The organism is Candidatus Planktophila lacus (assembly GCF_002288385.1).
GTDB lineage: Bacteria > Actinomycetota > Actinomycetes > Nanopelagicales > Nanopelagicaceae > Planktophila > Planktophila lacus_D.
This window is the reverse complement of record NZ_CP016783.1, coordinates 1113263-1136999: the sequence shown is the minus strand read 5'-3', so window position 1 is coordinate 1136999 and position 23737 is coordinate 1113263. Positions and strand designations below refer to the sequence as shown.

Sequence of the window (23737 nt, the reverse complement as noted above, 5' to 3'; positions counted from 1 at the left end):
AACGAGGGCAAAACCGTTCCTCGGTTCACTAAGAGATTAGTGAACCGGGGGCGGTCTCTTCGTAAGTACTCTAAAAAACTTCTAAGACTGGGGATCGCGTGAAGCGTTTAGGAAAATTCGTACTTCTACTGATTTCAGTAGCGCTAATTGCTCCAACGCTGGCCCATGGCGCAGATTCGTATGATGAACAGCATCTAGCGTCTCCTGCTCCAGCTAAGAATTTCCAAGGATATTTACTCCAAGATTCAGCAGAAATAACTCGATTCAACTCAGGATTCATTAGCTTTAAAGTTAACTCAGCGCAAGGTGTCGAATCAATAACGGCTTGCTCTTCACTTGGGCAATCAGGTTGTGAGTTCACTTCAAAACAGTTCTACCGCGCAATCTTGCCAAAGTGCGACTCTGTTAACACAGTTGACTGCATTACCAAGGTGTTTGCTAAGACCGATGACGGCAAGGAACTAGACATTCAACCAGCTGGAATCTTTGCTGACAAAGGAAAGTACGACTTTCAAGGCGACCCTTCCCAGAATTTGCCAACAGGTGGTGGTGCGATACTTGTAAAAATTCCTGATGCGCCACATGCTGGTGGAGATTTATATTTAATTAAATCTGAAATGGTCGGCGTTCGTGATACCAATAATTCACCGACTGCCAAATTCTTGATGCAACGCATGCAGACTGGAATATTTGCTATTGCTATAGAAAAAGGCACTTTTGGTTTTAGCTCAATGTCTACTGATCCAAAGCAATATCCAACAACGGATTGGTTAATTGGAGCGCCAGTCGGAAATCCTCCAGAGACAGGAAAATGCGTTATGTCTTCGGTAACCGAATGCGCAAAAGGTTTTCCACTTCCACAAAACGTTGCATTCGGTTTGCAATTTAGAATGAACAACCAGTTAAACGGTTGGCTGCATGGACGCATGAAGGCACCATCAATAACATTGGTAAAAGAAGCCGCCGGAACTCAATTACTTACAGTTCAGGCAAATGCAATCAAGGTTCCACTTATTGATGTTTGGGTTAATAACGACGCCATGCCTGCAGGGCTAAAAAATTACTATTCAGGTATTCCCAACTGGGGAAGCACAACTTTTGGCACAAAAGATCAACCACTTTCAGAAATCGCTCTACGACGCGATGGCAATTATGGTAACAATGCCAACACAATGAAAGAGTTTGTTAATTGGCTTCCAGTTATCGGTGATAAAGCACAAGGTATGCCCACAGCTTGGATGCTCAAGACGATGATCTCTTTTGGTGACACCAAAAATGAAAGTCCATGTTTTGCTAAGAGTAATGGGTTCGCTGGAGTAGTTTCAACAAATGCTGCACAGTACTTAGACGGTCCACCTAGCTTTGATAAAAACGAAGGTGTGTTGGATTATAAAGTCGCAGCACCGCACTTAACTTCTACAGGGGATGTATTCAAGGGTACTTACGATTTAGTGATGAGTTCAGTAGTTGCAAGATGCCTATACGGATTCTCGCAAGCGCCAATTGGCGCAACTATTTCTATTGTCTCTGAATCTGGCGAACCGAACATTGCCACAACTTTGGTTCGCGAAAAAGATGGTTTCCTCAATCTTGCCGCCTATAACTTCACCTTCTCTTCACCAACAGTAAGAGTAAAGCTGACTCAAGAGGCAGCAGCCCCAGTGGTGCCGGTGAAGCCGGCCGCGATCAAGAAGAGCTCAATCACTTGCCTAAAGGGAAAGACAAGTAAGAAGGTGACCGCAGTAAATCCAGTTTGTCCGAAAGGCTATAAGAAGAAATGAAGAAGATATTCATTGCATTTTGCACAGTATTTGCGCTAACACTCGGAGTCTTTTCTCCAGTTAGCGCAGCAGATATTCCAGATGAGCAATTTGTGATTTCTTCACCGCCGGGGAATGTGCCTTCATTCGGGGTAGTGATAGAAGACTCTCAGAAATTGAAGAATACCTTTTCTACTCTTCAAGCATTCACTAGTGATGGCACTCAAGTTGGTACCAGCAAAGTCTTAAGCGTCAACAACTGTTTCGAGTATGGAACTGCAGAATGTGGCCAAGACAAATTCATGAATTTCATGGCTAATTTGGGTTATTGCAGCCAAGAACTCACAACTGATTGCGTTCAGGGGGTAACTGCTACCAATTCGGCTGGCAAGAAGCTTGCAGTGAATTACGTAGGAGCTTTCCCAGAGAAAATGGCTTACGCATTTAAAGGAAATCTCCAGGCAAACCTACCCACTGGTGGATCTACATTTTTAGTTGATATACCTGAGGCGCCTCACGTTGCCGGCACTCAATATTTGGTGGTCGCACAAGCGACAGGTATTAAAGTTGCAGGAAATCCGCTATTTAATGTAAATGACTTTTCTTTGGGAATATTTGCTGTTTCCAAAGTAACAGGGCGTTATCAAATTACTGGACCAACAACAGAGGTTGCCGCCTTCAAGGTTCTCGGTATGGTCTCGAACCAACGAGTCCCATTCGATCAGAGCACAGGCACAACAGCTCGTTGCGCACAATCTTCGGCGACTGAATGTTTACTGGCATGGCCACTACCGCTGGACATAGATTTTGGTCTGAGCTTGAAGATGCATGCAAAGATAAATGGCTGGCTACATGGAAGAACTAACAACACGGTTGCCGAAATAAATACAGCCGCCGATGGAGATCAAGTAATTCAAGTTTCGGGACGCGCTTCGATAGTCCCTAGCGTTTATGCTTGGTTTCCAAAAACTGATATTCCAAAGCAAGTAGCGGATTATTACGCAACGAGACCTGAAGAATCTGCATACGGCACAGGTTTTGGTGATCGCCTGGCAGGAAGTTTGGTCTCGCCGTCCTTATTAAAAGACTATTTGGATTATCGTGAAAGCCAATTTCCTGAAGCGATCGCATGGTACTCAGCACTCAAAGATAAAGCACCTATGGCGCCAACTCAGTGGTCAATTCGCAGTACAAATTCTGGATCGGATCAAAAGGGTTGTTTCAGAAATAATGCGAGCCTAAGTGGCATCGTTGCAACCAATTCGAACTTCTTCGTATCTGGTCCACCTGTTTACAATCAAACAGAGAATTCCTTAGATTATAAAGTTGCATCTCCTCACTTCCTTCCAAATGGCGAAGTTTTCAAAGGTACTTATAACTTACTTATGAGATCTTCTGTTGCTCGATGTATCTACGGATTCACCGCTGCCCCGGTTTCTGCAACAGTCTCCATCGTTGCCGCTGACGGAACGGCGCAAGTTGCTACAACAGTCCTTGGTGAGAAGAATGGTTGGCTTTACCTGACAGCAAGTGGCTTCACGTTTTCTTCACCAACAGTTCGAGTTAAGTTGACTCAAGCGGTCGAGCCAGCGGCTAACCCATCACCAACTGCAGCATCAAAGCCTGCGGCCTTGAAGAAGACTTCAATCAATTGCGTTAAAGGAAAAATGACTAAGAAGGTGACTGCCGTTAACCCAAAGTGCCCAACCGGATATAAGAAGAGATAGAGATATGAAAAAACTAACTTCAATAATCGTTGCTATCGCATTTATATTGGGCGGCTCTTCCGCCGTAGTTGCAGCAGGTGAAACGGTCGGCGATGCGGGACGAAGCTGGGCCATTCCGAACGATGCTGACCGTGGCATGCATATCCAGCGATTCCTGGATTCCCCTCCCGGAACTCCAGCCTCATATTTGATTGATTTTCAGAAGTACCAAAGCGATGCTTACAAAGATCCAACATGTAAGAGCGCAGAAGACCCTAATTGCACCGCAGGATCACTCGGCTTTAAATCGATGCTGCCTGTGTGCGGAACGTTAAGTACGGTTTACTGCATTGAAGATTTTGGAGTTATTAGTTCTGGCGGAGAAACTACTAAGGCCGCATTTTCGCGATACTTCCCTAATGAGGCGTTAAACAAATTTGAAGCATCCGAGAAATTAAGGTTACCGTTTGGTGCCACGGGAAGTATCTTTGATTTACCTAGTGCGCCACACGATGGTGGAACCTTGTATTACGTTTCCGCCTTAACGCAGGGTACTTTGAATAAATCAACGGGTGCTGACTTGCAGGCGCTAAATATCGAGATTTATCCGGTGAAACTTGAATCTGGCGATAGTGCAATCCAAGAAATTGATTCTGGTATGTCAAAAGAGACCAATGGCGGATCTGGACATCCTGTGGGTCAATGGCGATTTGCTAGCTTCGGTTTTTCTGGAACTAGCTTCTGTGTGGCAGGTAGCGCTAAAGAAAGATTGTGCGCTCAGAGATATTCATTCCCTGCCGATAAGAAGTTCTATATAAAGCTAAAGCTTCAAAATAAGCCAAAGGGCTGGTTGCACGGCAGAATTGCAAAGCCAGACGTGTCATTTACCGAAATTAGTAGTGGATATTCCTTCTATATCGCAGCAAATCCTGTCGCTGTTCCAGTGGTTTATAAGATGTATCGCTATCCAGAGATGCCACAAGCACTCAAAGATGAGTACGACATTAAAACAGGTGGATACAAACCAGAGGTCGCACTCCGATCTCCAAATTCAAATGGAGCGCCGCAAGGTTGTGGACGTAGCGCCTGTACAGAAGATCCAATGACGAGAAATGTGATCATCGCTCCTTCGGCTTCAAGTAAATTTGGTATGGATCAATTAAAGGTGTGGCTACCTTTTGTGGGGGATAAGGCAACAACTCTCATGGGTACATGGTCGGTTCGTACACTTGATGAAAATGAAACCCAAGGTGCTTCGCAGTGCTTCACCAGTGGCGATAAAGGTGTAACCGGAATTGTCACAACAAATGCAACTCAATATTCCGCTGGGCCACCATCTCTAAATAAAGGTGAAGGCACACTTGAATACCAAGTTGCTGCGCCTCACTTCACGACAAAGGGTGATGAGTTCCTTGGTACCTATGACTTGATTATGCGCTCAGATGTTGCTCGATGCGTTTATGGATTTACGAGTGCACCTATTAGGGCTGAGCTTTCAATTGTTAATGATCAAGGAAATCAAAAGGTTGCAACTGAAATTCTTGGTGAAAAGAACGGCTGGCTCTATCTTTCAGCAGGCGGATTCACTTATTCATCACCAACTATCAAGGTAAAACTTGAGCAAGATGCACCAGCGCCAACACCAACTCCTACTGCATCTGCTACTCCAACCCCGAGCGCCTCAGCCAAACCGGTTACGAAGGCTGTCACAATTACATGTATCAAAGGCAAGACCAGTAAAAAGGTGACTGCGGTAAAACCAAAGTGTCCGGCTGGCTATAAGAAGAAGTAGGGGCTCTTGTGAAAGTTTTCCGCACCAAGTTCTTTCAGACCTTTATCTTGATCACGGTTGCCTATCTCGGAATAGTTGTGGTGATTTCACAGAACCCAGCCGATGATGCAACTGCGATCGATGACAAGTTGATTGAGATGAGCTCGGATAATCGCCTCGAACTATTGGTTCAGATCACCGGAGTTAATCCACTTGAGGGAACGGCAAATGCACGTGTACTGCCTTGGCCAAATAGCGACGATGTTGGTTACCGCTTAAAGAGCGGTTGGGTGCCTAGTCAAGATGTTGATTTGATTGTTGACTCGGTAATCGGAGCCAGTAATGGTGGAAGTAATACTTATAGCTTTAAGAAAGATGTTCCAACTGGTGGCTTTGATGTTCAGATAGATGAGCAACCAGGTGCTGGTGCACGTTCTGATGTTGGCTGGTATCCAATGGATAAGTATTCATTTGAGATACCAATGAGCGCGATCGGTACTTTGGAAGATGGCGATCAAGCAACGCTAAACATCTTGCCACTGGATTACACAAAGAAGATCGACACTTTTGATATCCATATGATCCATGGCCTTTGGAACGATGCCTTCACCACCGTGACTATGGATGATGCAAAGTCATTTGATATGGCAGTGGAAGAATTCAACAACGGTCAATCTTCTTCAGTATTTGAGGCAGTTCGCTCAAATTCAACTAAGTTGCTCGTAACAATCATTCTGTTACTCATGATCACAGCGATGGTTTCAGTGACGATCATGACTTACATGGTGGTTACCGGTCAGCGCCCACCAACGCTTTCATCTCTTACCTGGGCTGCAGCACTTACCTATTCTTTGATCTCACTTCGCGGGCTCATGCCAGGATCTCCACCGATCGGCATCTTCGTAGACAAGATCTTCTACTTCCCAGCGCTGATCGTGACCTTGGTCTGCTCACTCTGGGTGCTAGTCACCTGGGTCCGCCGCGAGGATTTCCAGAGCTAAAACCGCCTTTTCGCCCGAAAGTCTGGGCGTGTCTAGGGGGTCCAATAGGGGCGATTTAGCCAATTTCCCTTTATAAGGGGCGGGGCTTTAGAATGCACCTTCGCGCCTAGCGAAAATCCTGAGGGTTTTTGGTGGGTGCAACCGCGCTCGCAAACGGGCGTGGGTTCAATTTGAAACAGAAGTGGGTGTTAGTGGCTAGCAAAGATGGCGCCATCGAGATCGAAGGTTCCGTTGCAGAAGCTTTACCTAACGCAATGTTTCGCGTTGAACTAACTAATGGGCACAAAATTCTTGCGCACATCAGCGGCAAGATGCGAAAGAACTACATTCGCATCCTTCCTGGTGATCGTGTGATCGTAGAACTAAGTCCATATGACCTCACCCGAGGTCGAATTATTTACCGTTACAAGTAACGAAGACTGGAGCAAGATCATGAAGGTTAATCCAAGCGTTAAGAAGATTTGCGATAAGTGCAAAGTCATTCGCCGCAAGGGTCGCGTCATGGTGATTTGCGAGAACCTTCGTCACAAGCAACGTCAAGGTTAAAACCTTTAGGTTTTAACCCGAAGGAATAGTTAATTAGTTAGTTCTACAACTTAATAAATACGCGTGGTGCAACTAAGTAAGTAATTACTTAGGACTCTCGGACCGGTAGGCCGAGACTCGACAAAGTTGAGAAGCACTGCGAAGGACCTCCGGATTACAGATCGGTTGATTAAATGGCACGTCTTGTTGGTGTCGATCTACCACGCGAAAAGCGCGTGGAAATCGCACTCACCTATATCTTCGGAATGGGTCTAACTCGTTCTCATGCAACTCTCGCGGCAACTGGGATTTCACCAGATACACGCGTTAAGGATTTGCAAGAATCAGAACTCGCACAGCTTCGTGAATACATCGAAGCTAACTACAAGATTGAGGGCGATCTTCGCCGCGAAATCGCTGGCGACATTCGTCGTAAAGTTGAAATTCAGAGCTACCAAGGTATCCGTCACCGCAAGGGACTTCCTGTACGTGGTCAGCGCACACATACAAACGCTCGTACTCGTAAGGGTCCTCGTAAAGCAATTGCTGGTAAGAAGAAGGTGACTAAGTAATGGCCGCTCCTAAATCTAAGACTGCTGCTCCTGCAAAGGGCAAAGTCAAGACACGTAAAAAAGAGAAGAAGAACATTGCTGTTGGTAAGGCGTTCATTAAGAGCACTTTTAACAACACCATCATCTCTATCACCGATCCAACCGGCGCTGTAATTTCTTGGGCTTCATCTGGCCAAGTTGGTTACAAGGGCTCACGTAAGTCGACTCCATTCGCAGCACAGCTTGCAGCAGAAGCAGCAGCTCGTCGCGCACAGGAGCACGGCCTTAAGAAAGTAGATGTTTTCGTAAAGGGACCAGGTTCCGGACGCGAAACTGCAATTCGTTCATTGCAAGCAGCAGGCCTAGAAGTTGGAGCCATCTCTGATGTAACTCCAGCTCCACACAATGGCTGCCGCCCACCGAAACCACGTCGAGTTTAAGGAAGGAAGAGAATAAATGGCTCGTTATACCGGAGCAGACTGCAAGCGTTGCCGTCGCGAAAAAGTAAAGCTCTTCCTTAAGGGCGCAAAGTGCGATGGACCAAAGTGTCCTATCGAATCTCGTCCATATCCACCAGGACAACATGGTCGTGGACGTTCCAAGGAATCTGAATACCTATTACAGATGCGTGAAAAGCAGAAGTGCGCACGTATCTACGGTGTTCTCGAAAAGCAGTTCCGTGGTTACTACGAAGAGGCAAACCGCAAGCAGGGCAAGACTGGTGAAAACCTTCTCGTTCTTCTTGAGACACGTCTCGATAACGTTGTATTCCGTGCAGGCTTTGCAAAGAGCCGTGACATGGCGCGCCAGTTGGTTCGTCACAGTCACTTCCTCGTAAATGGCAAGAAGGTAAACATTCCTTCATATCGCGTTTCTCCAATGGACATCATCGATGTTCTTCCAAAGTCACTCGATCTCACACCATTTATCGTTGCAAGCGCTGAACTTGGTGAAAAAGCTGTTCCAGCATGGATGGAGGTTGTTGGTTCGCAGATGCGCATCATCATCCACGGCGTCCCTGCACGTTCAGTAATCGATACCCAGGTTCAAGAACAGCTCATTGTTGAGCTCTACAGCAAGTAATTTTTAATTCCAAAAGAGGAAATCAAATAGTGGATTTCCGCGAGAAGAAAGAGGCTCAGCAGTGCTAATCGCACAACGTCCAACCCTCAGTGAAGAAGTAATCTCCGAAAACCGTTCACGGTTCATCATCGAACCGTTGGAACCAGGTTTCGGTTACACACTCGGCAACTCAATGCGCCGTACTCTGCTTTCATCTATTCCAGGTGCAGCGGTTACAAGCATTCGCGTTGCTGGTGCACTCCATGAGTTCACCACTCTTGAAGGCGTTAAGGAAGATCTCACCGATATCGTTTTGAACATCAAGAACTTGGTGCTCTCATCAGATAACGACGAGCCAAGCGTCATCTACATCCGCAAATCAGGTGCCGGAGCTGTAACAGGCGCTGATATCGCTGTTCCAAGTGGCGTTGAAGTTCACAACCCTGAACTCCACATCGCAACACTTAACGGCAAGGCAAACCTCGAAATCGAACTCACAGTAGAGCGCGGTCGTGGTTATGTAACTGCTGTACAGAACAAGCAAGCGGGTGCCGAGATCGGTCGCATTCCTGTTGACTCAATCTATTCACCAGTTTTGAAGGTTACATACAAGGTAGAAGCAACTCGCGTTGAACAGCGCACCGACTTCGATCGTCTTGTTGTTGATGTTGAGACAAAGCCATCAATGAAGCCACGCGATGCAGTTGCATCAGCTGGTAAGACTCTTGTTGAACTCTTCGGACTTGCTCGCGAACTTAACGTTGATGCAGAAGGTATCGAGATGGGGCCATCTGTTATGGATGCTGCTCTCGCTGCTGATCTTGCACTTCCAATCGAAGATCTCGATCTAACAGTTCGCTCATACAACTGCTTGAAGCGCGAAGGCATTCACACAGTTGGCGAGTTGGTAAACCGTTCAGAGGCAGACCTACTCGATATCCGTAACTTTGGTTCAAAGTCCATCGATGAGATCAAGGCAAAGCTTGTCTCAATGGGAATGTCTCTTAAGGACAGCCCAGCTGGATTCGATCCAACAAAGCACCAGAACTTCAATGCATCAGACGACGACTTCGCTGAAGCAGATCAGGCCTAGGAGATACGACAATGCCAAAACCAACTAAAGGTCCTCGTTTGGGCTCCGGCCCATCACATGAGCGTCTAATCCTTCGCACACTTGCTGAGCAGTTGTTCGAACATGGAAAGATCACAACAACAGAGGCAAAGGCTAAGCGCCTGCGTCCGTTGGCTGAAAAGTTAATCACCTTCGCAAAGAAGGGCGACCTACCAGCACGTCGTCAGGTCATGGCTCGCATTGCAAATAAGAGCGTTGTTCACACACTCTTTACTGAAATCGGTCCACGTTTTGCAGCTCGCGATGGCGGATACACACGTATCACCAAGATCGGTCCTCGCAAGGGCGATAACGCACCAATGGCAGTCATCGAAGTTCTAACTGAGAAAGATAACTAATTCTCAAGTTTTAACTAGTTAACAAATAATTAAATGACCGAGCCCACTCTCTATCCCGAGAGTGGGTTTCGTCGTTTACGGATAGATCTGGCATACGACGGCACTAACTTTTCGGGTTGGGCAATTCAACCTGATCGCCGCACCGTGCAAGAAGTAGTTGAAACCGCACTCAGCACCGTGGCGCAATCTCCTGCACCGACAATCGTTGCCGGTCGCACCGATGCCGGAGTACATGCAACGGGTCAAGTGATCCACGTTGATCTGCCAGAAACCCTAGAGCTCGAAGACCTTGCCTATAAGTTAAATCGAATTCTTGATGAAGATGTACGAATCAATGCGATCGAGATCGCACCAACTGCTTTTCACGCCCGCTTCTCGGCGCTACGTCGCTATTACGAATACCGAATCCTTGATGAAAATAAAGTTATTCAGCCACTTGCTCGTTTAAATACCGCATCTTGGTATCGCCCGTTGGATGTAGATGTCATGAACCGCGCCAGCGCTTTGCTGCTTGGCACCCACAATTACGCCGCTTTCTGCAAATACCGTGAAGGTGCAACAACGATCCGCACTCTTGAGACCTACCAATGGCGCCGTGACGAAGAAGGCTGCTTAGTGGCCGATGTTGTTGCAGATGCCTTCTGTTACTCAATGGTGCGCAACTTGGTTGGCGCAATAGTCTGCGTTGCCGATGGCCGCAAAGATCCCGAATGGATATCAACGTTGCTAGAAGATAAAGAGCGTGTAAGTGATTCGCTGGTGTTTCCAGCTCATGGCTTATCCCTTTATAAAGTCGATTACCCTGATGCGGCAGAGCTACTTGAGCGCGCTAAGAAGACCGTTGCCCGCCGCGAAGAAGAAGATAACTAATGGGCCACATTGATGTAAGCGCTGTTGAATACTCGCTCTCTGACGGCCGAGTATTGCTAAACGATGTTTCATTCCGCGTCGGTGATGGCGCCAAGGTTGCGCTAATTGGTCCTAACGGATCAGGCAAAACAACTTTAATCCGCATGATCTGTGGAGATTTAAAACCTGATGAAGGAGCGGTTGCCATTACTGGTGGCTTAGGTGTGATGCGCCAGTTCATTGGTTCGGTACGCGATGAATCAACAGTGCGGGACTTACTGCTTTCAATTGCACCAAAGCGAATCCGCGATGCCGCTGAAAAAGTTGTTACAACTGAAGCTGCGATGAACGCTAGTGGATCAGAGAAAGATCAGATGAGTTACGCCCAAGCGATTATCGATTGGGGCGATGCCGGGGGATATGACTTCGAACTAATTTGGGATGTCTGCTGCACCGAGATGCTCAATAAATCTTTTGATCAAGTTGCAGCCCGAAAGGTGAACACTTTATCCGGGGGAGAGCAGAAAAAATTAGTTCTGCGTGCCTTGCTAGAAGGACCTGAGGAAGTCTTGTTACTTGATGAGCCAGATAACTATCTTGATGTTCCTTCAAAGCGTTGGTTGGAAGAAGTTATCGGTGCAACTAAGAAGACCGTTCTCTTCGTTAGCCACGATCGTGAATTACTTGAAAATACCGCTAACCGAATTGTGACTCTCGAACAAGGCGTTAATGGAAATACCACTTGGGTGCATGGCGGAAAGTTTTCGACTTGGCATGATGCCCGCAAGGCGCGCAACGAACGCTTTGCTGAAATGTTGCTCCGCTGGGAACAAGAACACCAACGCCTCATTGATCTAGTTAAGACGCTTCAGGTACAAGCCGCAATCTCTCCAGATATGGCAAGTAAATATCATGCGATGCAGACGCGCTTGCGTAAATTTGAAGAAGCAGGTGCGCCAGAAGCCCCACCAATTGAACAAGATGTAAAAGTCGGTTTACGTGGCGGCCGCACAGGTCTGCGCGCACTTACCTTCGAAAACTTATCTCTTGCTAACTTAACTGAACCATTTAACTTCGAAGTATTCTTCGGCGATCGCATCGCAGTGCTGGGTAAGAACGGCACCGGCAAATCTCACTTCCTGCGCATGATCGCTGGCGATGAAACTGTTAAATACGGTGGCACTTTTAAAATTGGTGCACGCGTTGAGATCGGTTACTTCGCACAGACCCATGCTCACCCAGAATTTGAATCAAAGACTCTGCTAGAAATCTTGTGGGAGACGTATTCACTTCAACTTGGCCCCGCTAAAGGCGTGCTTCGCAAATATGAAATTGATAAGCAAGCAGAACAGAAATTCTCTTCCCTATCTGGTGGACAACAAGCGCGCTTTCAAGTCTTATTGCTAGAACTATCTGGCTCTACTTTGTTGTTGCTTGACGAACCGACCGATAACTTAGATCTAGCGAGCGCCGAGAGTTTAGAGAAAGCGCTCGATCGTTACGAAGGAACAGTTCTATCTGTAACTCACGATCGCTGGTTTACTCGTGGATTTACCCGCTTCTTGGTCTTTGGGGCAAATGGCCAGGTTTATGAGAGCCCAGAGCCGATCTTCTACCATTAAGGGGCGGCTGGTATGCGTGGATTTAGGCCATTTTGACCCTGCTACGCATGAAAGGTAAAGTTCATCCCCTGCGCCAGATAAGGCGCCGAAGGCAAAACCGCAGAACCAAGAGCTCAAACTAAGTTCAAACTAAGAAGAAGAAGGTAATAAAGCATGCGTACATATAGTCCTAAGGCCGGAGATGTCGTCCGTAAATGGCACGTCATCGATGCACAAGATGTAGTTCTTGGCCGCCTTGCAACACATGCTGCTGTTCTTCTTCGCGGTAAGCACAAGGCAACATTTGCACCACACATGGATATGGGCGACTTTGTTGTAATCATCAACGCAGAAAAGATTGCTCTTTCAGGAAACAAAGCGCTTTCAAAGTTTGAACACCGCCACTCAGGTTTCCCAGGTGGTCTTCGCTCAACTGTTTACGGCGAGCTAATCGAAAAGCACCCAACACGCGCTGTTGAAAAGGCGATCAAGGGAATGCTTCCAAAGAACCGTCTTGGCCAGCAGGTTGCATCAAAGCTAAAGGTTTACGCAGGACCTGAGCACCCACACGCTGCTCAATCACCAACACCATATGTATTCACTCAAGTTTCACAGATCGCAAAGTAAGGGACCCATAACAAATGTCAGATACAACTTATAACGAAGTTACAGATCTAGACGAGAACGAAGTTCCTACTTCATACTCTTCAGCAACTCCAGCTGCTGCAACTAACCGCCCAGCAATCAAGGCACCTGGTGCAGGCACTGGTCGTCGTAAAGAAGCAGTCGCTCGCGTTCGTCTCGTACCTGGAACAGGACGTTGGGTTGTAAACGGTAAGACCCTGGAAAACTATTTCCCAAATAAAGTTCACCAGCAACTAGTCTCTGAGCCATTCCGCACTGTTGGTGCTGAAAGCCAGTACGACGTATTTGCTCGTATCAACGGTGGCGGAGTATCTGGTCAAGCCGGTGCACTTCGTCTTGGCGTTGCTCGTTCACTTAACGAGATCGATGTTGAAGCACACCGTCCAGCGCTCAAGAAAGCTGGATTCCTTTCACGTGATGCACGTGTTATCGAACGCAAGAAGTACGGTCTGAAGAAGGCCCGTAAGCGTTCGCAATACAGCAAGCGTTAATTTCAAAGGCGCCCCAACGTGGCACTCTTTGGAACCGATGGAATACGTGGCTTAGCCAATCGTGATTTAACTGCTGAATTAGCACTTGATGTCGCCGTTGCCGCTGCACATATTCTCGTCGAAACAAATCCTAATAAATCACACCGGCCTAGTTCTTCTGGCGAGATTGCAAGCAATTCTCGACCTATAGCAATCGTCGGCCATGACTCACGCGCATCTGGTGAATTCCTAGAAGCAGCAGTTGTTGCTGGTCTAACTAGTGCCGGCGTTGATGTCTATCGCGTAGGAGTTCTACCAACTCCTGCAATTGCACATTTAGTTGCCGAATCCGGTGCCGACCTCGGCGTAATGATTTCGGCATCACACAATCCAATGCCCGATAACGGCATTAAGTTATTTTCACGCGGTGGCGGAAAGTTAGACGATTCCATTGAAGCAGCGATCGAAGCGCGCATCGGCGAACCATGGGAGCGCCCTACCGGCAGCGGTGTGGGACGTGCGATCAACGATGAAAGCGCTCGCGAACGTTATATCTCACACCTTCTCTCATCCGTTTCAACACCGCTAAAGGGTTTAAAGATCGTCGTCGATTGTGCAAATGGCGCATCTTCAACTGTTGCACCTGATACTTACCGCCGCGCAGGTGCCGAAGTAATCTCAATCTTCGATGCCCCAGATGGCTGGAATATCAACGATGATTGCGGCTCTACACATTTACACCAGCTTCGCACTGCAGTGCTTCGCGAAGGCGCTGATTTTGGAATTGCCCACGATGGCGATGCCGACCGTGCGCTAGCGATAGATGCGCAAGGCAATGAGGTCGATGGTGATGCAATCATGACTATTTTGGCGCGCGGATTTAAAGCATCTGGTTCGCTGAAATCAAACACGATTGTGGCAACTGTGATGAGCAACCTCGGTTTCTTCCACGCGATGAAGAACGCAGATATCAACGTTGAAACAACTGCCGTTGGCGATCGTTATGTATTAGAGAAGATGCTGGAAAAAGGCTATTCACTTGGCGGAGAACAATCTGGCCACTTAATCATGCGCGAATTCGCAACAACGGGCGATGGAATATTGACCGCTCTTGCACTTGCGCAAGAAGTTGTTAAATCAGGTCAACCTTTGCAAGATCTTGCATCAACATTGGTGCGTTTCCCACAAGTATTGGTAAATGTTAAGAACGTTGCCAAAGAGCGTCTTGCAGATTCTGCAGTGATTAAGGCAGCGGTTTCAGCGGCAGAGGCAAAACTTGGCGAACATGGTCGCGTTTTATTAAGAGCATCTGGCACCGAACCGCTTGTCCGCGTGATGGTTGAAGCCCAGAGTGATAACCTAGCCAGCGAAATAGCAAACGACTTGGCAAAGGTCGTTCAATCAGAGCTGGGGTAGATAACAGTGTGCGGAATTGTGGGTTACACAGGGCCACAGTCTGCAATTACTCCGCTCATCGAAGGTCTACGTCGCCTTGAATATCGTGGTTACGACTCAGCCGGAATCGCACTTGGTACATCGGGCGCTCTATTTATTGAAAAGCGCGCCGGTAAGTTAACAAATCTTGAAGGCTCACTGCCTGCAAATATGCCGGTTGTTCACTCTGGAATTGGCCACACTCGTTGGGCAACACATGGTGGACCAACAGATCGCAACGCACATCCGCACACTGACAATGAAGGAAAGCTTGCCGTTATCCATAACGGCATCATCGAGAATTATTCAGAGCTAAAGGCCGAGCTCCAATCACGCGGCCACGAATTTTCATCAGATACTGACACTGAATCAGTTGCACATTTACTCTCTGAACTTCGTAAATCTCATGGCGGCGATTTAACTGCTGCGATGTTAGATGCGGTAAAGCGCTTACGCGGCTCATTTACTCTCGTTGCAGTTCACGCCGATGCCCCTGAAGTAATTGTTGGAGTACGCCGCAATTCACCGCTCGTTGTTGGTTTAGGCGATGGCGAAAACTTTATGGCCTCCGATGTTGCAGCCTTTATCGATTACACCAAGCGCGCGGTAGAACTTGGCCAAGACGAGATCATCACCATGACGCCAGCTGGCATCAGCATCATTGGCTTAGATGGCAAAGCAGTAGTTCCCAAGGAATATGCAATTACTTGGGATTCAGCATCTGCGCAAAAAGGTGGATACTCCCACTTCATGCTCAAGGAGATCTTCGAGCAACCCAAGGCAGTTGCCGACACTTTGATTGGCCGCTTAACAGATAACGGCAAGATCGAACTCGATGAATTACATATGTCAGAGGCTGAAATTAAAGCGCTCAAGAAGATTGTTGTAATCGCTTGTGGAACCGCTTATCACGCAGGAATGATCGCTAAATATGTAATTGAAAAATGGGCGAAGATTTCTGTAGAAGTAGAAATTGCCAGCGAATATCGCTACCGCGATCCGATCATTGATTCCAACACTTTAGTTATCGCCATTTCTCAATCTGGCGAAACGATGGATACCTTGATGGCTATCCGCCATGCTAAGGCTGCGGGTGCGCGAGTACTTGCGATCTGCAATACAAATAGCTCAACGATTCCGCGCGAATCAGATGCCGTTCTTTACACACATGCCGGTCCTGAAATTGCAGTCGCTTCAACTAAAGCGCTGCTAACCCAGATCGTTGCCGTTGATTTAATTGGTCTGCATTTGGCACAGGTTCGTGGTGAGTTAACCGATGCTCAGGTTCGCGATCTTTACAACGAAATGCTCGAACTACCAGGCAAGATCGAACAAATCCTCGAAACCGTCGAACCACTTCGCGCACTTACTCGCACTTTTGCAAAATCTGAAACCGTTCTCTTTATCGGTCGCAATATTGGTTACCCAGTTGTTCTAGAAGGTGCTTTGAAGCTGAAGGAACTCGCATATATCCACGCGGAAGGATTTGCTGGGGGAGAGCTCAAGCACGGTTCGATCGCGTTAATCGATGCCGAAAAAGGCACGCCCGTAATCGCGATCTTGCCTTCCGGCAGCGATCACTCACTAGATGAAAAGATGCTTAGCAATATCCAAGAAGTGAAAGCTCGTGGTGCGCGCGTAATTGTCATCGCACACGAAGGCGCTGAAGTTGTTGGCGCAGAACACATCATTCGCATCCCAGCGTGCTCACCGCTCTTTCAACCAATCTTGGCCACAGTTCCCCTACAAGTCTTTGCCTACGAAATGGCGATTGCGCGCGGAAATGATGTTGATCAGCCACGCAATTTAGCTAAATCAGTAACGGTCGAATAATTATGCAGGCAGTCCTTGATTCGCGTCGCGCCCAGATGGTGCGCGCTGCGCGCTGGTCTGCAGCGCTATTTGCTGGATTTCTCCTAATTACTCATCAAGTAATCATTAATGGGCCGCTAATTGAAATCGACAAATGGATCCATGATCTAGAGCGTCCAGAATTTCGTGGAGTAAGTGGATTCATTATTCGCAGATTAGATGACCTTGGTTTGCGTGGCGTTACTGCTACCGCACTTCTTATCGCCGCTTTCTACATTGCGCGGAGATTTAAAACCTGGCGTCCACTGAATTTGGCAATTCTTTCGTTGATCTCTCTTAACTTAGTTGTAGGTCTATTTAAATTTGGCCTAGGTCGCACCAAGCCAAAGGTTGGAATCGATCTACTTCACTTCGGCGGAATGTCATACCCAAGTGGCCATGCCTCAAATGCACTTCTTACTTGGGGAGTCCTTGCATATTTAATTTATCGCTATGCCCACGTCGATCGTTATCGCGGCCGTCTGGCTAGCGCAGGCGTTGCCACAATTAGTTTGACCGTTTGCATAGTCTCTTTAGTCCGCGACACTCATTGGTTCTCGGATCTACTCGGCGGTTTATTCATCGGCGCATCTCTCTTGGTTTTGGTGATCGCGGTAGATCGCTATTACCCATCTAATAGCCAACTCTCCTAACGCCAATTAGACTCCACCCCATGATCGATGGGATTGGAATAGATGTCGTAGATATCGAACGTTTCTCCCAATCGCTCGAGCGCACGCCATCACTTCGCGAAAAACTGTTCACTCCTGCTGAACAAGTAAAACCAATTCATTCACTGGCAGCGCGCTTTGCCGCCAAAGAGGCTTTAGCGAAAGCGCTTAATGCCGGCCATGGACTTTCTTGGCACGAAGCCGAAGTCATAAATCACGAGAGCGGTAAACCAGATTTTCTCTTTCGCGGCGAGATAGCAGAGTTAGTAGATGGTGCACGCGTGCACCTTTCTTTATCTCACGATGCCGGAATCGCATCGGCGATGGTGGTGGTGGAACGATGACAAATCGCGCCGAAGTAGTCGTAAATCTCTCTGCAATTAAAGCCAACGTGGCAACGCTAAAGGCGAAAGCTGGCGTTGACTTGATGGCAGTTGTGAAAGCAGATGCTTATGGACACGGGCTCGTGCCAGTTGCAAAAGCGGCACTTGATGGCGGAGCTACTTGGTTAGGTGTTGCACTCCTTGAAGAAGCGATTGCTCTTCGCGCTGCTGGAATAACTGCACCGATCTTGGCGTGGTTAGTTCCACCGGGATCAGATTTTCAAAGCGCAGTAGATAACAACATCGATATTGCAGTTGCATCAATAAAGGCGTTGGATGAAGTTAGCGCAGTAAAAAGTGACAAGCGCCCGCGCGTTCATTTAGAAGTTGATACCGGAATGACTCGTGGCGGATTCTTGGATGAATGGCCGAAGATTGATGCACTTCATCTACACGGGGTTGAAATAGTTGGAATCTTCTCCCACTTCGCGCGCGCAGATGAACCTGGACAGCCACAAAATTTAAGTCAACTCAATCGATTTAAAAAGATGGTTGCATCCCTTGAATCTTTTGGATACCCAAATTTGATTCGCCACCTTTCAAATTCAGCTGCCACGATCAAAGATCAGGCATCTGGCTTTGACATGGTGCGAACTGGAATTGCTATGTATGGCCTAAGTCCTGATGTAAAAACACTCGGTACATCTAAAGATCTTGGGTTAATTCCTGCGATGACTTTGCGCGCCAAGTTACATCTTGTAAAGAAAGTTCCCGCCGGAAGCCCAGTTGGTTACGGAGCAACGGCGGTTACAAAGTCAGCGACCAAGCTAGGACTGGTTGCGATGGGTTATGCCGACGGAATTCCTCGTGTTGCACAAAGCGCGGGTGTCAGTTTTCTGGGAGAAAAAGCGCCAATCATTGGACGAGTATCTATGGATCAATTCGTTGTTGATTTAGCAGCGGATTCCCCTGCGCAATCTGGCGATTGGGTCACAGTTTTCGGATCCGGTGCAGATGGCGAGTACACGGCAGATGATTGGGGTGCAGCTTCGGGCTCAATTAATTACGAGATAGTTACCCGAATTGGCCCGCGTGTGCCTAGAATTTACGAACCATGAGCGTTTTAGCGATTGCAAATTTACGAGTCAACTTTGGTGGACTCATTGCCCTCGATGATGTTTTCATCGACGTTGCGCCTAATTCGATCGTTGGGCTAATTGGTCCAAATGGCGCAGGCAAGACCACTTTGTTTAATTGCATCTCAGGCTTAGTCGCACCGACATCTGGTGAGATCTCAATCCATGGCAAGAAAGTTGATTGGCTAAAAAGTTACGAGCTAGCAAATTTTGAGATAAGCCGTACCTTGCAAGGCGTTGGTCTATTTAGCGGGTTAAGTGTTATTGAAAATGTCATGATGGGTGCAGATAAGAAGCGTGAGAGCAATTTCCTAAAAGATCTCTTTGGGCTATCTGCAAAATCAGAACGCAAACTCCGCGCTAAAGCACAAGATGCGCTGGCCTGGGCAGGAGCGCTGGATTTAGCAGATAAGACGCCATCAGAGTTAACGTATCCCGAAACAAAGCGCGTATCCATTGCAAGAGCTCTAGTTTCAGAACCGAAGATTTTACTTCTTGATGAACCAGCTGCTGGACTTGGCCAAGATGATATTGATAAGTTCGCCGACTTGCTAAGGCAGTTAAAGCAACGCTGTGCAATTATCATCGTTGAGCACCACGTTGATTTCATTGGTGCGATTTCAGATCAAGTCTACGTATTGAATTTTGGCAAAGTTATCGCCAGCGGATCCTTCGATACCGTTAAGCGCGACCCAGCAGTTCTTGCGGCATATCTTGGAACTTCAAATCAAAGTGGCACCGATCAATTAGGAGTCAACAATGCTTGAAGTTAAAGATTTAGTAACCAGTTTTGGTTCGGTAATTGCACTCGACGGCGTTTCGTTTACAGCACAAGAATCGAAGATAACAACAGTTATCGGTGCAAACGGCGCCGGTAAGAGCACTTTGTTACGCACCATCTCTGGCCTAGAACATCCAGCGTCTGGCTCAATCACCTGGAGCGGAAAATCTCTAATCGGCAAGCGCGCCGAAGATATTGTGCGAGATGGCATCGCCCATGTTCCTGAAGGCCACGCCGTTATCTCAGAGTTAACCGTTGAAGAAAATATCTCAATGGGATCGCTATTTCGGCGCCGTAAATTCAAAGCAGATGTAATTGCTGCACAGGATGAGATGTTCGAACTATTTCCTCGTTTGAAAGAACGCCGCAAACAGTTGGCTGGAACTCTCTCAGGTGGCGAACGTCAGATGTTGGCCATTAGTCGCGCGCTGGTTTCGCGCCCCAAGTTACTGCTTTTAGATGAACCATCTCTTGGCCTTGCACCGTTAGTTGTAGAACAGATCATTGATTCAATAAATATTCTCTGTCGCACAACTGGTCTCACAGTTTTACTAGTTGAACAAAATGCCAATACGGCACTTGGCGTAGCCGATCACGGAGTTCTTTTGGCACTTGGCAAAGTCGTTGCCGATCGACCAGCAGCTGAGTTAAGGGCGGATGCTAATTTGCGCGCCGCATATTTGGGGTACTGATGGATACATTTCTAGCGGCCCTGTTCTCTGGCACATCTCGCGGAGCAATTTATGCATTAGTTGCACTGGGTCTTGTCATCGTTTGGCGCGGGGCTGGAATCCTTAACTATGCCCAGATGGGCCAAGCGATGTTTAGCACTTACATCGCATCGACCATGATTACCAATGGAAATTCTTACTGGTTGGCATTTGTTGTTGCAATTTTAGTAGGCGCTGTAATGGGAGCCTTGTTAGATATCTTGGTAATGCGCCCACTATCCAATAAAAAGAAGACCGAACTTTTGAGCAGCGAATCAATGCGCGCGGCGATTCCGGTAATCGCATCCCTTGGTATTTTGGGAGTTCTACAAGCTTTAGCAGGAATTATTTGGGCTGCTGAGGAACGAGGGTTTCCAGCGCCATATGCGCAAGAAGGTTTCACCGTTGCTGGCAATGTGATGCCATTTACCTCATTCGATGTATTTGTAATTACCGTTGTTTTATCTACCTTGGCTTTAACGACGCTCTTCTTTAAGAAAACCGGCGTAGGACTTGCAATGCGCGCCACAGCTTTGAATTCAGAGGTTGCTCGACTCAGTGGAATTAGAACTAACTTCACTCGCTCACTTAGCTGGGCGTTTTCTGGTGCGGCATCTTCACTTGCTGGCCTTCTGATTACGCCAACTTCAAACCTTTCACCGAATACTTTGGATTTAGTTTTGATCATCGGCTTTACCGCAGCAGTTGTAGGTGGACTTGATAGCCCGGCTGGTGCTGTAATTGGCGGCTTCCTTGTCGGAATGGTTATCTCATTTGTTAGCTTCTATGACACACCGGAAGATGTTTTCTTAGCGATCTTGGCGGTATTGATTCTGGTCTTGATTATTCGACCACGTGGAATCTTGGGAGCAAAGGATGCGCGCCGTGTCTAAAGCCAAGAACCACTCGATCGCTCGCAAGAGTCTGCGCCGGACAATCTTTTTTGTCGCAGCAATTCTCTTCGCGGCATCTACTTTCGATGCCTACAACCAAGCCCAGTTGGCTTTAGTTCTCATACTCTTTATCGGAGTCCTTTCCGTAACTTTGTTAACCGGAATCTCTGGCCAACTCTCACTTGGTCAAGGCGCGTTAATGGCGGTGGGCGGATATTGCATGGCGCTATTGATGATCAATCAGAGCTACTCGCTATGGGTAGCAATTCCTTTGGCGATAGTTGGATCAGCACTTGCCGGTCTGCTCTTGGGAATTGCAGCAGCGCGCTTAACTGGGCCATATCTTGCAGGCACAACTCTTGTTATCGCTCTTGCGATCCCAACTCTGGCGAACCGATTTATGTCGGTGCTTAAAGGCGATGAGGGACTACCGGTAGATGTTGGTTATCCACCAGTTTGGTTTACAAATTTATTTGGCGAACCAAGTTACGAACAATGGCAGCTCTATGTAGCACTTCCATTTGCAGCGATCGCGTTGTTCTTGGCCTCCAATATTTTGCTCTCACGTACTGGTCGTATGTGGCGCGCGATTAGAGATAACGAAACAGCAGCAGCGCTAAGCGGCGTCAACTTCTCGCGCCAAAAAATATTTGTCTTCGTTGTATCGGCAACCTTCGCCGGTTTATCTGGCGCCCTTTATGGACTTCGCGGTCTGGTCGGTCCCAGCGTTTACCCAGTTTCACTTTCGCTATTACTTCTCACAGCTGCAGTTCTTGGTGGCATTCGCAGCATCTTCGGAGCCTTTATCGGAACGGTAATCGTTGTATTCCTACCTGATTGGATCGATGCGGTGCTTCACCAATTCGAATTAAGCGAGCAAGTCTCTAACTTCATGCCCGCCCTGGTCTCTAGCCTCTTATTGATTTTGACCGTGGTGATTAATCCCGCCGGGGTCGCGGGTACCCACCTGCATAAACACAAGCATAAATAATTGTTATAAAGCGGCGCCCACGGGCGTGAGATCACCCCTCCGCCTTCGGCGTTTCGTCGCCTCGCATTCACTTTACGTTCACATTCGGTTAAAGTGAAGCCGTTCAACCCAGTTCAGGGTTGGTGGCAATGGGGATACCTCGTTTTCTCCATTGCATTCATTGAATAGAGAAAGAGTGAATGTAGTGAGAAATCGTGCATCTCTGTCTAGATCACCGCGCAGTTTTATATCAACTGCCGCTGTTGTACTTGCTGGCGCGCTAGCGCTCTCAGCAGTTCCAGCGCAAGGAGCAAGCACTCCTGGTGTTTCAGCCACTGAAATTGTTCTTGGAATGCAACTACCTCAAACTGGCGCAGCAAGCCCAGGCTATAACAAAGTAGATGACGCAATGCGCGCCTACTTTGATTATGTAAATTCCAAGGGCGGCGTTTACGGACGCAAGATAACTTTGGTCGTCAAAGACGATACATACAAGGCAGGTCTAACAGTTTCTACTGCATCTGCGCTGATCAACAAAGATAAAGTCTTTGCAATGGTCGGAAGCGTTGGAACCCAGACACATATCTCTGTTATCAAAGATATTAACCGTCGTGGAATTCCAGATCTATTTGTAAACAGCGGATACAGCGGTTTCTACACAGATCCAAAGAAGTACCCAACAACTTTCGGCGCCCTCGGCACATACGTCGTTGAAGCGAAGATCCTTGGAAAGCACATCAAGGAGAATTACTCAAAGAACACTGTCGGTATCGTTTATCAGACAGATGACTTCGGCCGTAACACTGTTGAAGGGCTTGCCACAGCTGGCGTGACATTCACAGCGAAGAAGACCGCAGCAACATTTATCGCGGGTACTCAGGGTTCAGGCCTTGATGCTCAGATGCAGCAGCTCAAAGATAACAACGTAGATGTTGTTGTCGTTGGCGCAGTTGCTTCAGCATTTGCTGCAGCAGTTTCTTCTGCAAACAAGATTGGCTACAAGCCAGCACAGTGGATCGTTATCTCAGTAGGTGCAGATGCAACTACATTCCAGACAATTCTTGGCGCTCGCGGAATTGCACCAGCAGTTTCAGCGGCTCTTCTAGCCGGAACCATCTCAGCATCACATGCTCCATCACCAGGTGAAGCAGATGACGAGTTCGTAAAGGCATTTAAGAAGATCAACGATGAGTTCAACAAGGGTCCAGATAAGCGTTGGGATAACAACATTCTTCAGGGAATGAATATTGGATACCTAACTACATCTGCACTATTGGGTGTTGGTAAGGATCTAACACGTCCTGGAATCATCAAATACATCGAAGCAAATGCAGCAAAGCTTCCAAGTGCGGCGCTGTCACCACTTGGTTACAGCACAAAGACTCACGAAGCTTTCACTGGTTTCTGGATCGGTAAGTACGATGCAGCAACAGTATTAAAGCCAATTGATGCAACTCGTAAAGTTTGGACAACAGACTCTGCAAAGGGCGCTGTAACTGAACTCAAGTACACACGTCCTGCAATTGCAGCCGATGCCCTACCAAAGGTTGGTTAATC

Annotated in this window: 24 protein-coding genes and 1 pseudogene; all 25 read left to right on the top strand. The window is 47.5% G+C overall.

Going from position 1 to position 23737, the window contains the following annotated elements; all coding sequences use genetic code 11:
- The first annotated feature begins 98 nt into the window (after positions 1-98).
- The 25 genes and pseudogenes from A1sIIB60_RS05720 to A1sIIB60_RS05600 all read left to right on the top strand — a co-directional run bounded on the left by A1sIIB60_RS05720 (position 99) and on the right by A1sIIB60_RS05600 (position 23735).
- The gene (locus tag A1sIIB60_RS05720) at positions 99-1781 is read left to right on the top strand and encodes a hypothetical protein (RefSeq protein ID WP_095689448.1); all 1683 of its coding nucleotides are present in this window, start codon (positions 99-101) and stop codon (positions 1779-1781) included.
- On the top strand, positions 1778-3487 hold the full coding sequence (locus A1sIIB60_RS05715; protein ID WP_095671509.1) for a hypothetical protein: 1710 nt from the start codon (positions 1778-1780) through the stop codon (positions 3485-3487). The genes A1sIIB60_RS05720 and A1sIIB60_RS05715 overlap by 4 nt, the downstream gene beginning before the upstream one ends.
- A 4-nt stretch (positions 3488-3491) precedes the next feature.
- Positions 3492-5258 carry a hypothetical protein gene (locus A1sIIB60_RS05710; protein WP_095671508.1) on the top strand — a complete coding sequence of 589 codons (1767 nt, stop codon included), beginning with the start codon at positions 3492-3494 and terminating at the stop codon, positions 5256-5258.
- Between the two features lie 8 nt (positions 5259-5266).
- Positions 5267-6238, top strand: a complete 972-nt coding sequence (locus A1sIIB60_RS05705; protein WP_095671507.1) for a DUF4436 family protein — start codon at positions 5267-5269, stop codon at positions 6236-6238.
- Between the two features lie 191 nt (positions 6239-6429).
- Complete coding sequence (infA, locus tag A1sIIB60_RS05700) at positions 6430-6651, top strand: translation initiation factor IF-1 (RefSeq protein WP_095527782.1); 222 nt, start codon at positions 6430-6432, stop codon at positions 6649-6651.
- Positions 6652-6670: 19 nt separating this feature from the next.
- A complete protein-coding gene (gene rpmJ, locus A1sIIB60_RS05695; protein WP_017955275.1) occupies positions 6671-6784 on the top strand; it encodes a 50S ribosomal protein L36 in 114 nt (37 codons plus the stop codon).
- Positions 6785-6957: 173 nt separating this feature from the next.
- A complete protein-coding gene (gene rpsM, locus A1sIIB60_RS05690) occupies positions 6958-7335 on the top strand; it encodes a 30S ribosomal protein S13 (protein WP_095671506.1) in 378 nt (125 codons plus the stop codon).
- Positions 7335-7754, top strand: coding sequence for a 30S ribosomal protein S11 (gene rpsK, locus A1sIIB60_RS05685; protein ID WP_095671505.1), 420 nt, complete (start codon positions 7335-7337; stop codon positions 7752-7754). Before rpsM ends, rpsK begins: the two co-directional genes overlap by 1 nt.
- A 16-nt stretch (positions 7755-7770) precedes the next feature.
- Entirely contained in the window at positions 7771-8397 is a 627-nt protein-coding gene (gene rpsD, locus A1sIIB60_RS05680; RefSeq protein WP_095671504.1) for a 30S ribosomal protein S4, read from the top strand.
- Between the two features lie 61 nt (positions 8398-8458).
- Positions 8459-9469: a DNA-directed RNA polymerase subunit alpha gene (locus A1sIIB60_RS05675; RefSeq protein ID WP_095526917.1), complete on the top strand. Its 1011-nt coding sequence runs from the start codon at positions 8459-8461 to the stop codon at positions 9467-9469.
- An 11-nt stretch (positions 9470-9480) separates the two neighbouring features.
- Positions 9481-9834 (top strand): annotated as a pseudogene (gene rplQ, locus A1sIIB60_RS05670) (50S ribosomal protein L17); the annotation flags it as partial.
- A gap of 45 nt (positions 9835-9879) precedes the next feature.
- Positions 9880-10716, top strand: coding sequence for a tRNA pseudouridine(38-40) synthase TruA (gene truA, locus A1sIIB60_RS05665; protein WP_095671502.1), 837 nt, complete (start codon positions 9880-9882; stop codon positions 10714-10716).
- Positions 10716-12317, top strand: coding sequence for an ABC-F family ATP-binding cassette domain-containing protein (locus A1sIIB60_RS05660; protein WP_095689447.1), 1602 nt, complete (start codon positions 10716-10718; stop codon positions 12315-12317). The genes truA and A1sIIB60_RS05660 overlap by 1 nt, the downstream gene beginning before the upstream one ends.
- Before the next feature lie 153 nt (positions 12318-12470).
- Positions 12471-12923 carry a 50S ribosomal protein L13 gene (gene rplM, locus A1sIIB60_RS05655; protein ID WP_095671500.1) on the top strand — a complete coding sequence of 151 codons (453 nt, stop codon included), beginning with the start codon at positions 12471-12473 and terminating at the stop codon, positions 12921-12923.
- Positions 12924-12937: 14 nt separating this feature from the next.
- Positions 12938-13432: a 30S ribosomal protein S9 gene (rpsI, locus tag A1sIIB60_RS05650; protein WP_095671499.1), complete on the top strand. Its 495-nt coding sequence runs from the start codon at positions 12938-12940 to the stop codon at positions 13430-13432.
- Positions 13433-13450: 18 nt separating this feature from the next.
- Complete coding sequence (glmM, locus tag A1sIIB60_RS05645) at positions 13451-14827, top strand: phosphoglucosamine mutase (protein ID WP_095671498.1); 1377 nt, start codon at positions 13451-13453, stop codon at positions 14825-14827.
- A gap of 6 nt (positions 14828-14833) precedes the next feature.
- Positions 14834-16678, top strand: a complete 1845-nt coding sequence (glmS, locus tag A1sIIB60_RS05640) for a glutamine--fructose-6-phosphate transaminase (isomerizing) (protein ID WP_095671497.1) — start codon at positions 14834-14836, stop codon at positions 16676-16678.
- Positions 16679-16680: 2 nt separating this feature from the next.
- On the top strand, positions 16681-17349 hold the full coding sequence (locus A1sIIB60_RS05635) for a phosphatase PAP2 family protein (RefSeq protein ID WP_223298670.1): 669 nt from the start codon (positions 16681-16683) through the stop codon (positions 17347-17349).
- Positions 17350-17369: 20 nt separating this feature from the next.
- Positions 17370-17711, top strand: coding sequence for a holo-ACP synthase (locus A1sIIB60_RS05630; RefSeq protein WP_095677636.1), 342 nt, complete (start codon positions 17370-17372; stop codon positions 17709-17711).
- A complete protein-coding gene (alr, locus tag A1sIIB60_RS05625) occupies positions 17708-18808 on the top strand; it encodes an alanine racemase (RefSeq protein ID WP_095677635.1) in 1101 nt (366 codons plus the stop codon). Before A1sIIB60_RS05630 ends, alr begins: the two co-directional genes overlap by 4 nt.
- A complete protein-coding gene (locus tag A1sIIB60_RS05620) occupies positions 18805-19593 on the top strand; it encodes an ABC transporter ATP-binding protein (RefSeq protein ID WP_095671494.1) in 789 nt (262 codons plus the stop codon). Before alr ends, A1sIIB60_RS05620 begins: the two co-directional genes overlap by 4 nt.
- On the top strand, positions 19586-20299 hold the full coding sequence (locus A1sIIB60_RS05615; protein ID WP_095671493.1) for an ABC transporter ATP-binding protein: 714 nt from the start codon (positions 19586-19588) through the stop codon (positions 20297-20299). The genes A1sIIB60_RS05620 and A1sIIB60_RS05615 overlap by 8 nt, the downstream gene beginning before the upstream one ends.
- Complete coding sequence (locus tag A1sIIB60_RS05610) at positions 20299-21210, top strand: branched-chain amino acid ABC transporter permease (protein ID WP_095671492.1); 912 nt, start codon at positions 20299-20301, stop codon at positions 21208-21210. The genes A1sIIB60_RS05615 and A1sIIB60_RS05610 overlap by 1 nt, the downstream gene beginning before the upstream one ends.
- The gene (locus A1sIIB60_RS05605) at positions 21203-22201 is read left to right on the top strand and encodes a branched-chain amino acid ABC transporter permease (protein ID WP_190277169.1); all 999 of its coding nucleotides are present in this window, start codon (positions 21203-21205) and stop codon (positions 22199-22201) included. Before A1sIIB60_RS05610 ends, A1sIIB60_RS05605 begins: the two co-directional genes overlap by 8 nt.
- 184 nt (positions 22202-22385) lie before the next feature.
- Positions 22386-23735, top strand: a complete 1350-nt coding sequence (locus A1sIIB60_RS05600) for an ABC transporter substrate-binding protein (RefSeq protein WP_095677633.1) — start codon at positions 22386-22388, stop codon at positions 23733-23735.
- Positions 23736-23737 lie beyond the last annotated feature (2 nt).

Coding starts and splice junctions, on each gene's coding strand:
- rpmJ (WP_017955275.1), top strand. CDS start 6,671: ATGAAGGTTAATCCAAGCGTTAAGAAGATTTGCGATAAGTGCAAAGTC.
- rpsI (WP_095671499.1), top strand. CDS start 12,938: ATGTCAGATACAACTTATAACGAAGTTACAGATCTAGACGAGAACGAA.
- A1sIIB60_RS05615 (WP_095671493.1), top strand. CDS start 19,586: ATGCTTGAAGTTAAAGATTTAGTAACCAGTTTTGGTTCGGTAATTGCA.
- A1sIIB60_RS05620 (WP_095671494.1), top strand. CDS start 18,805: ATGAGCGTTTTAGCGATTGCAAATTTACGAGTCAACTTTGGTGGACTC.
- alr (WP_095677635.1), top strand. CDS start 17,708: ATGACAAATCGCGCCGAAGTAGTCGTAAATCTCTCTGCAATTAAAGCC.
- A1sIIB60_RS05715 (WP_095671509.1), top strand. CDS start 1,778: ATGAAGAAGATATTCATTGCATTTTGCACAGTATTTGCGCTAACACTC.
- A1sIIB60_RS05630 (WP_095677636.1), top strand. CDS start 17,370: ATGATCGATGGGATTGGAATAGATGTCGTAGATATCGAACGTTTCTCC.
- rplM (WP_095671500.1), top strand. CDS start 12,471: ATGCGTACATATAGTCCTAAGGCCGGAGATGTCGTCCGTAAATGGCAC.
- rpsM (WP_095671506.1), top strand. CDS start 6,958: ATGGCACGTCTTGTTGGTGTCGATCTACCACGCGAAAAGCGCGTGGAA.
- A1sIIB60_RS05610 (WP_095671492.1), top strand. CDS start 20,299: ATGGATACATTTCTAGCGGCCCTGTTCTCTGGCACATCTCGCGGAGCA.
- rpsD (WP_095671504.1), top strand. CDS start 7,771: ATGGCTCGTTATACCGGAGCAGACTGCAAGCGTTGCCGTCGCGAAAAA.
- A1sIIB60_RS05635 (WP_223298670.1), top strand. CDS start 16,681: ATGCAGGCAGTCCTTGATTCGCGTCGCGCCCAGATGGTGCGCGCTGCG.
- A1sIIB60_RS05710 (WP_095671508.1), top strand. CDS start 3,492: ATGAAAAAACTAACTTCAATAATCGTTGCTATCGCATTTATATTGGGC.
- A1sIIB60_RS05660 (WP_095689447.1), top strand. CDS start 10,716: ATGGGCCACATTGATGTAAGCGCTGTTGAATACTCGCTCTCTGACGGC.
- truA (WP_095671502.1), top strand. CDS start 9,880: ATGACCGAGCCCACTCTCTATCCCGAGAGTGGGTTTCGTCGTTTACGG.
- rpsK (WP_095671505.1), top strand. CDS start 7,335: ATGGCCGCTCCTAAATCTAAGACTGCTGCTCCTGCAAAGGGCAAAGTC.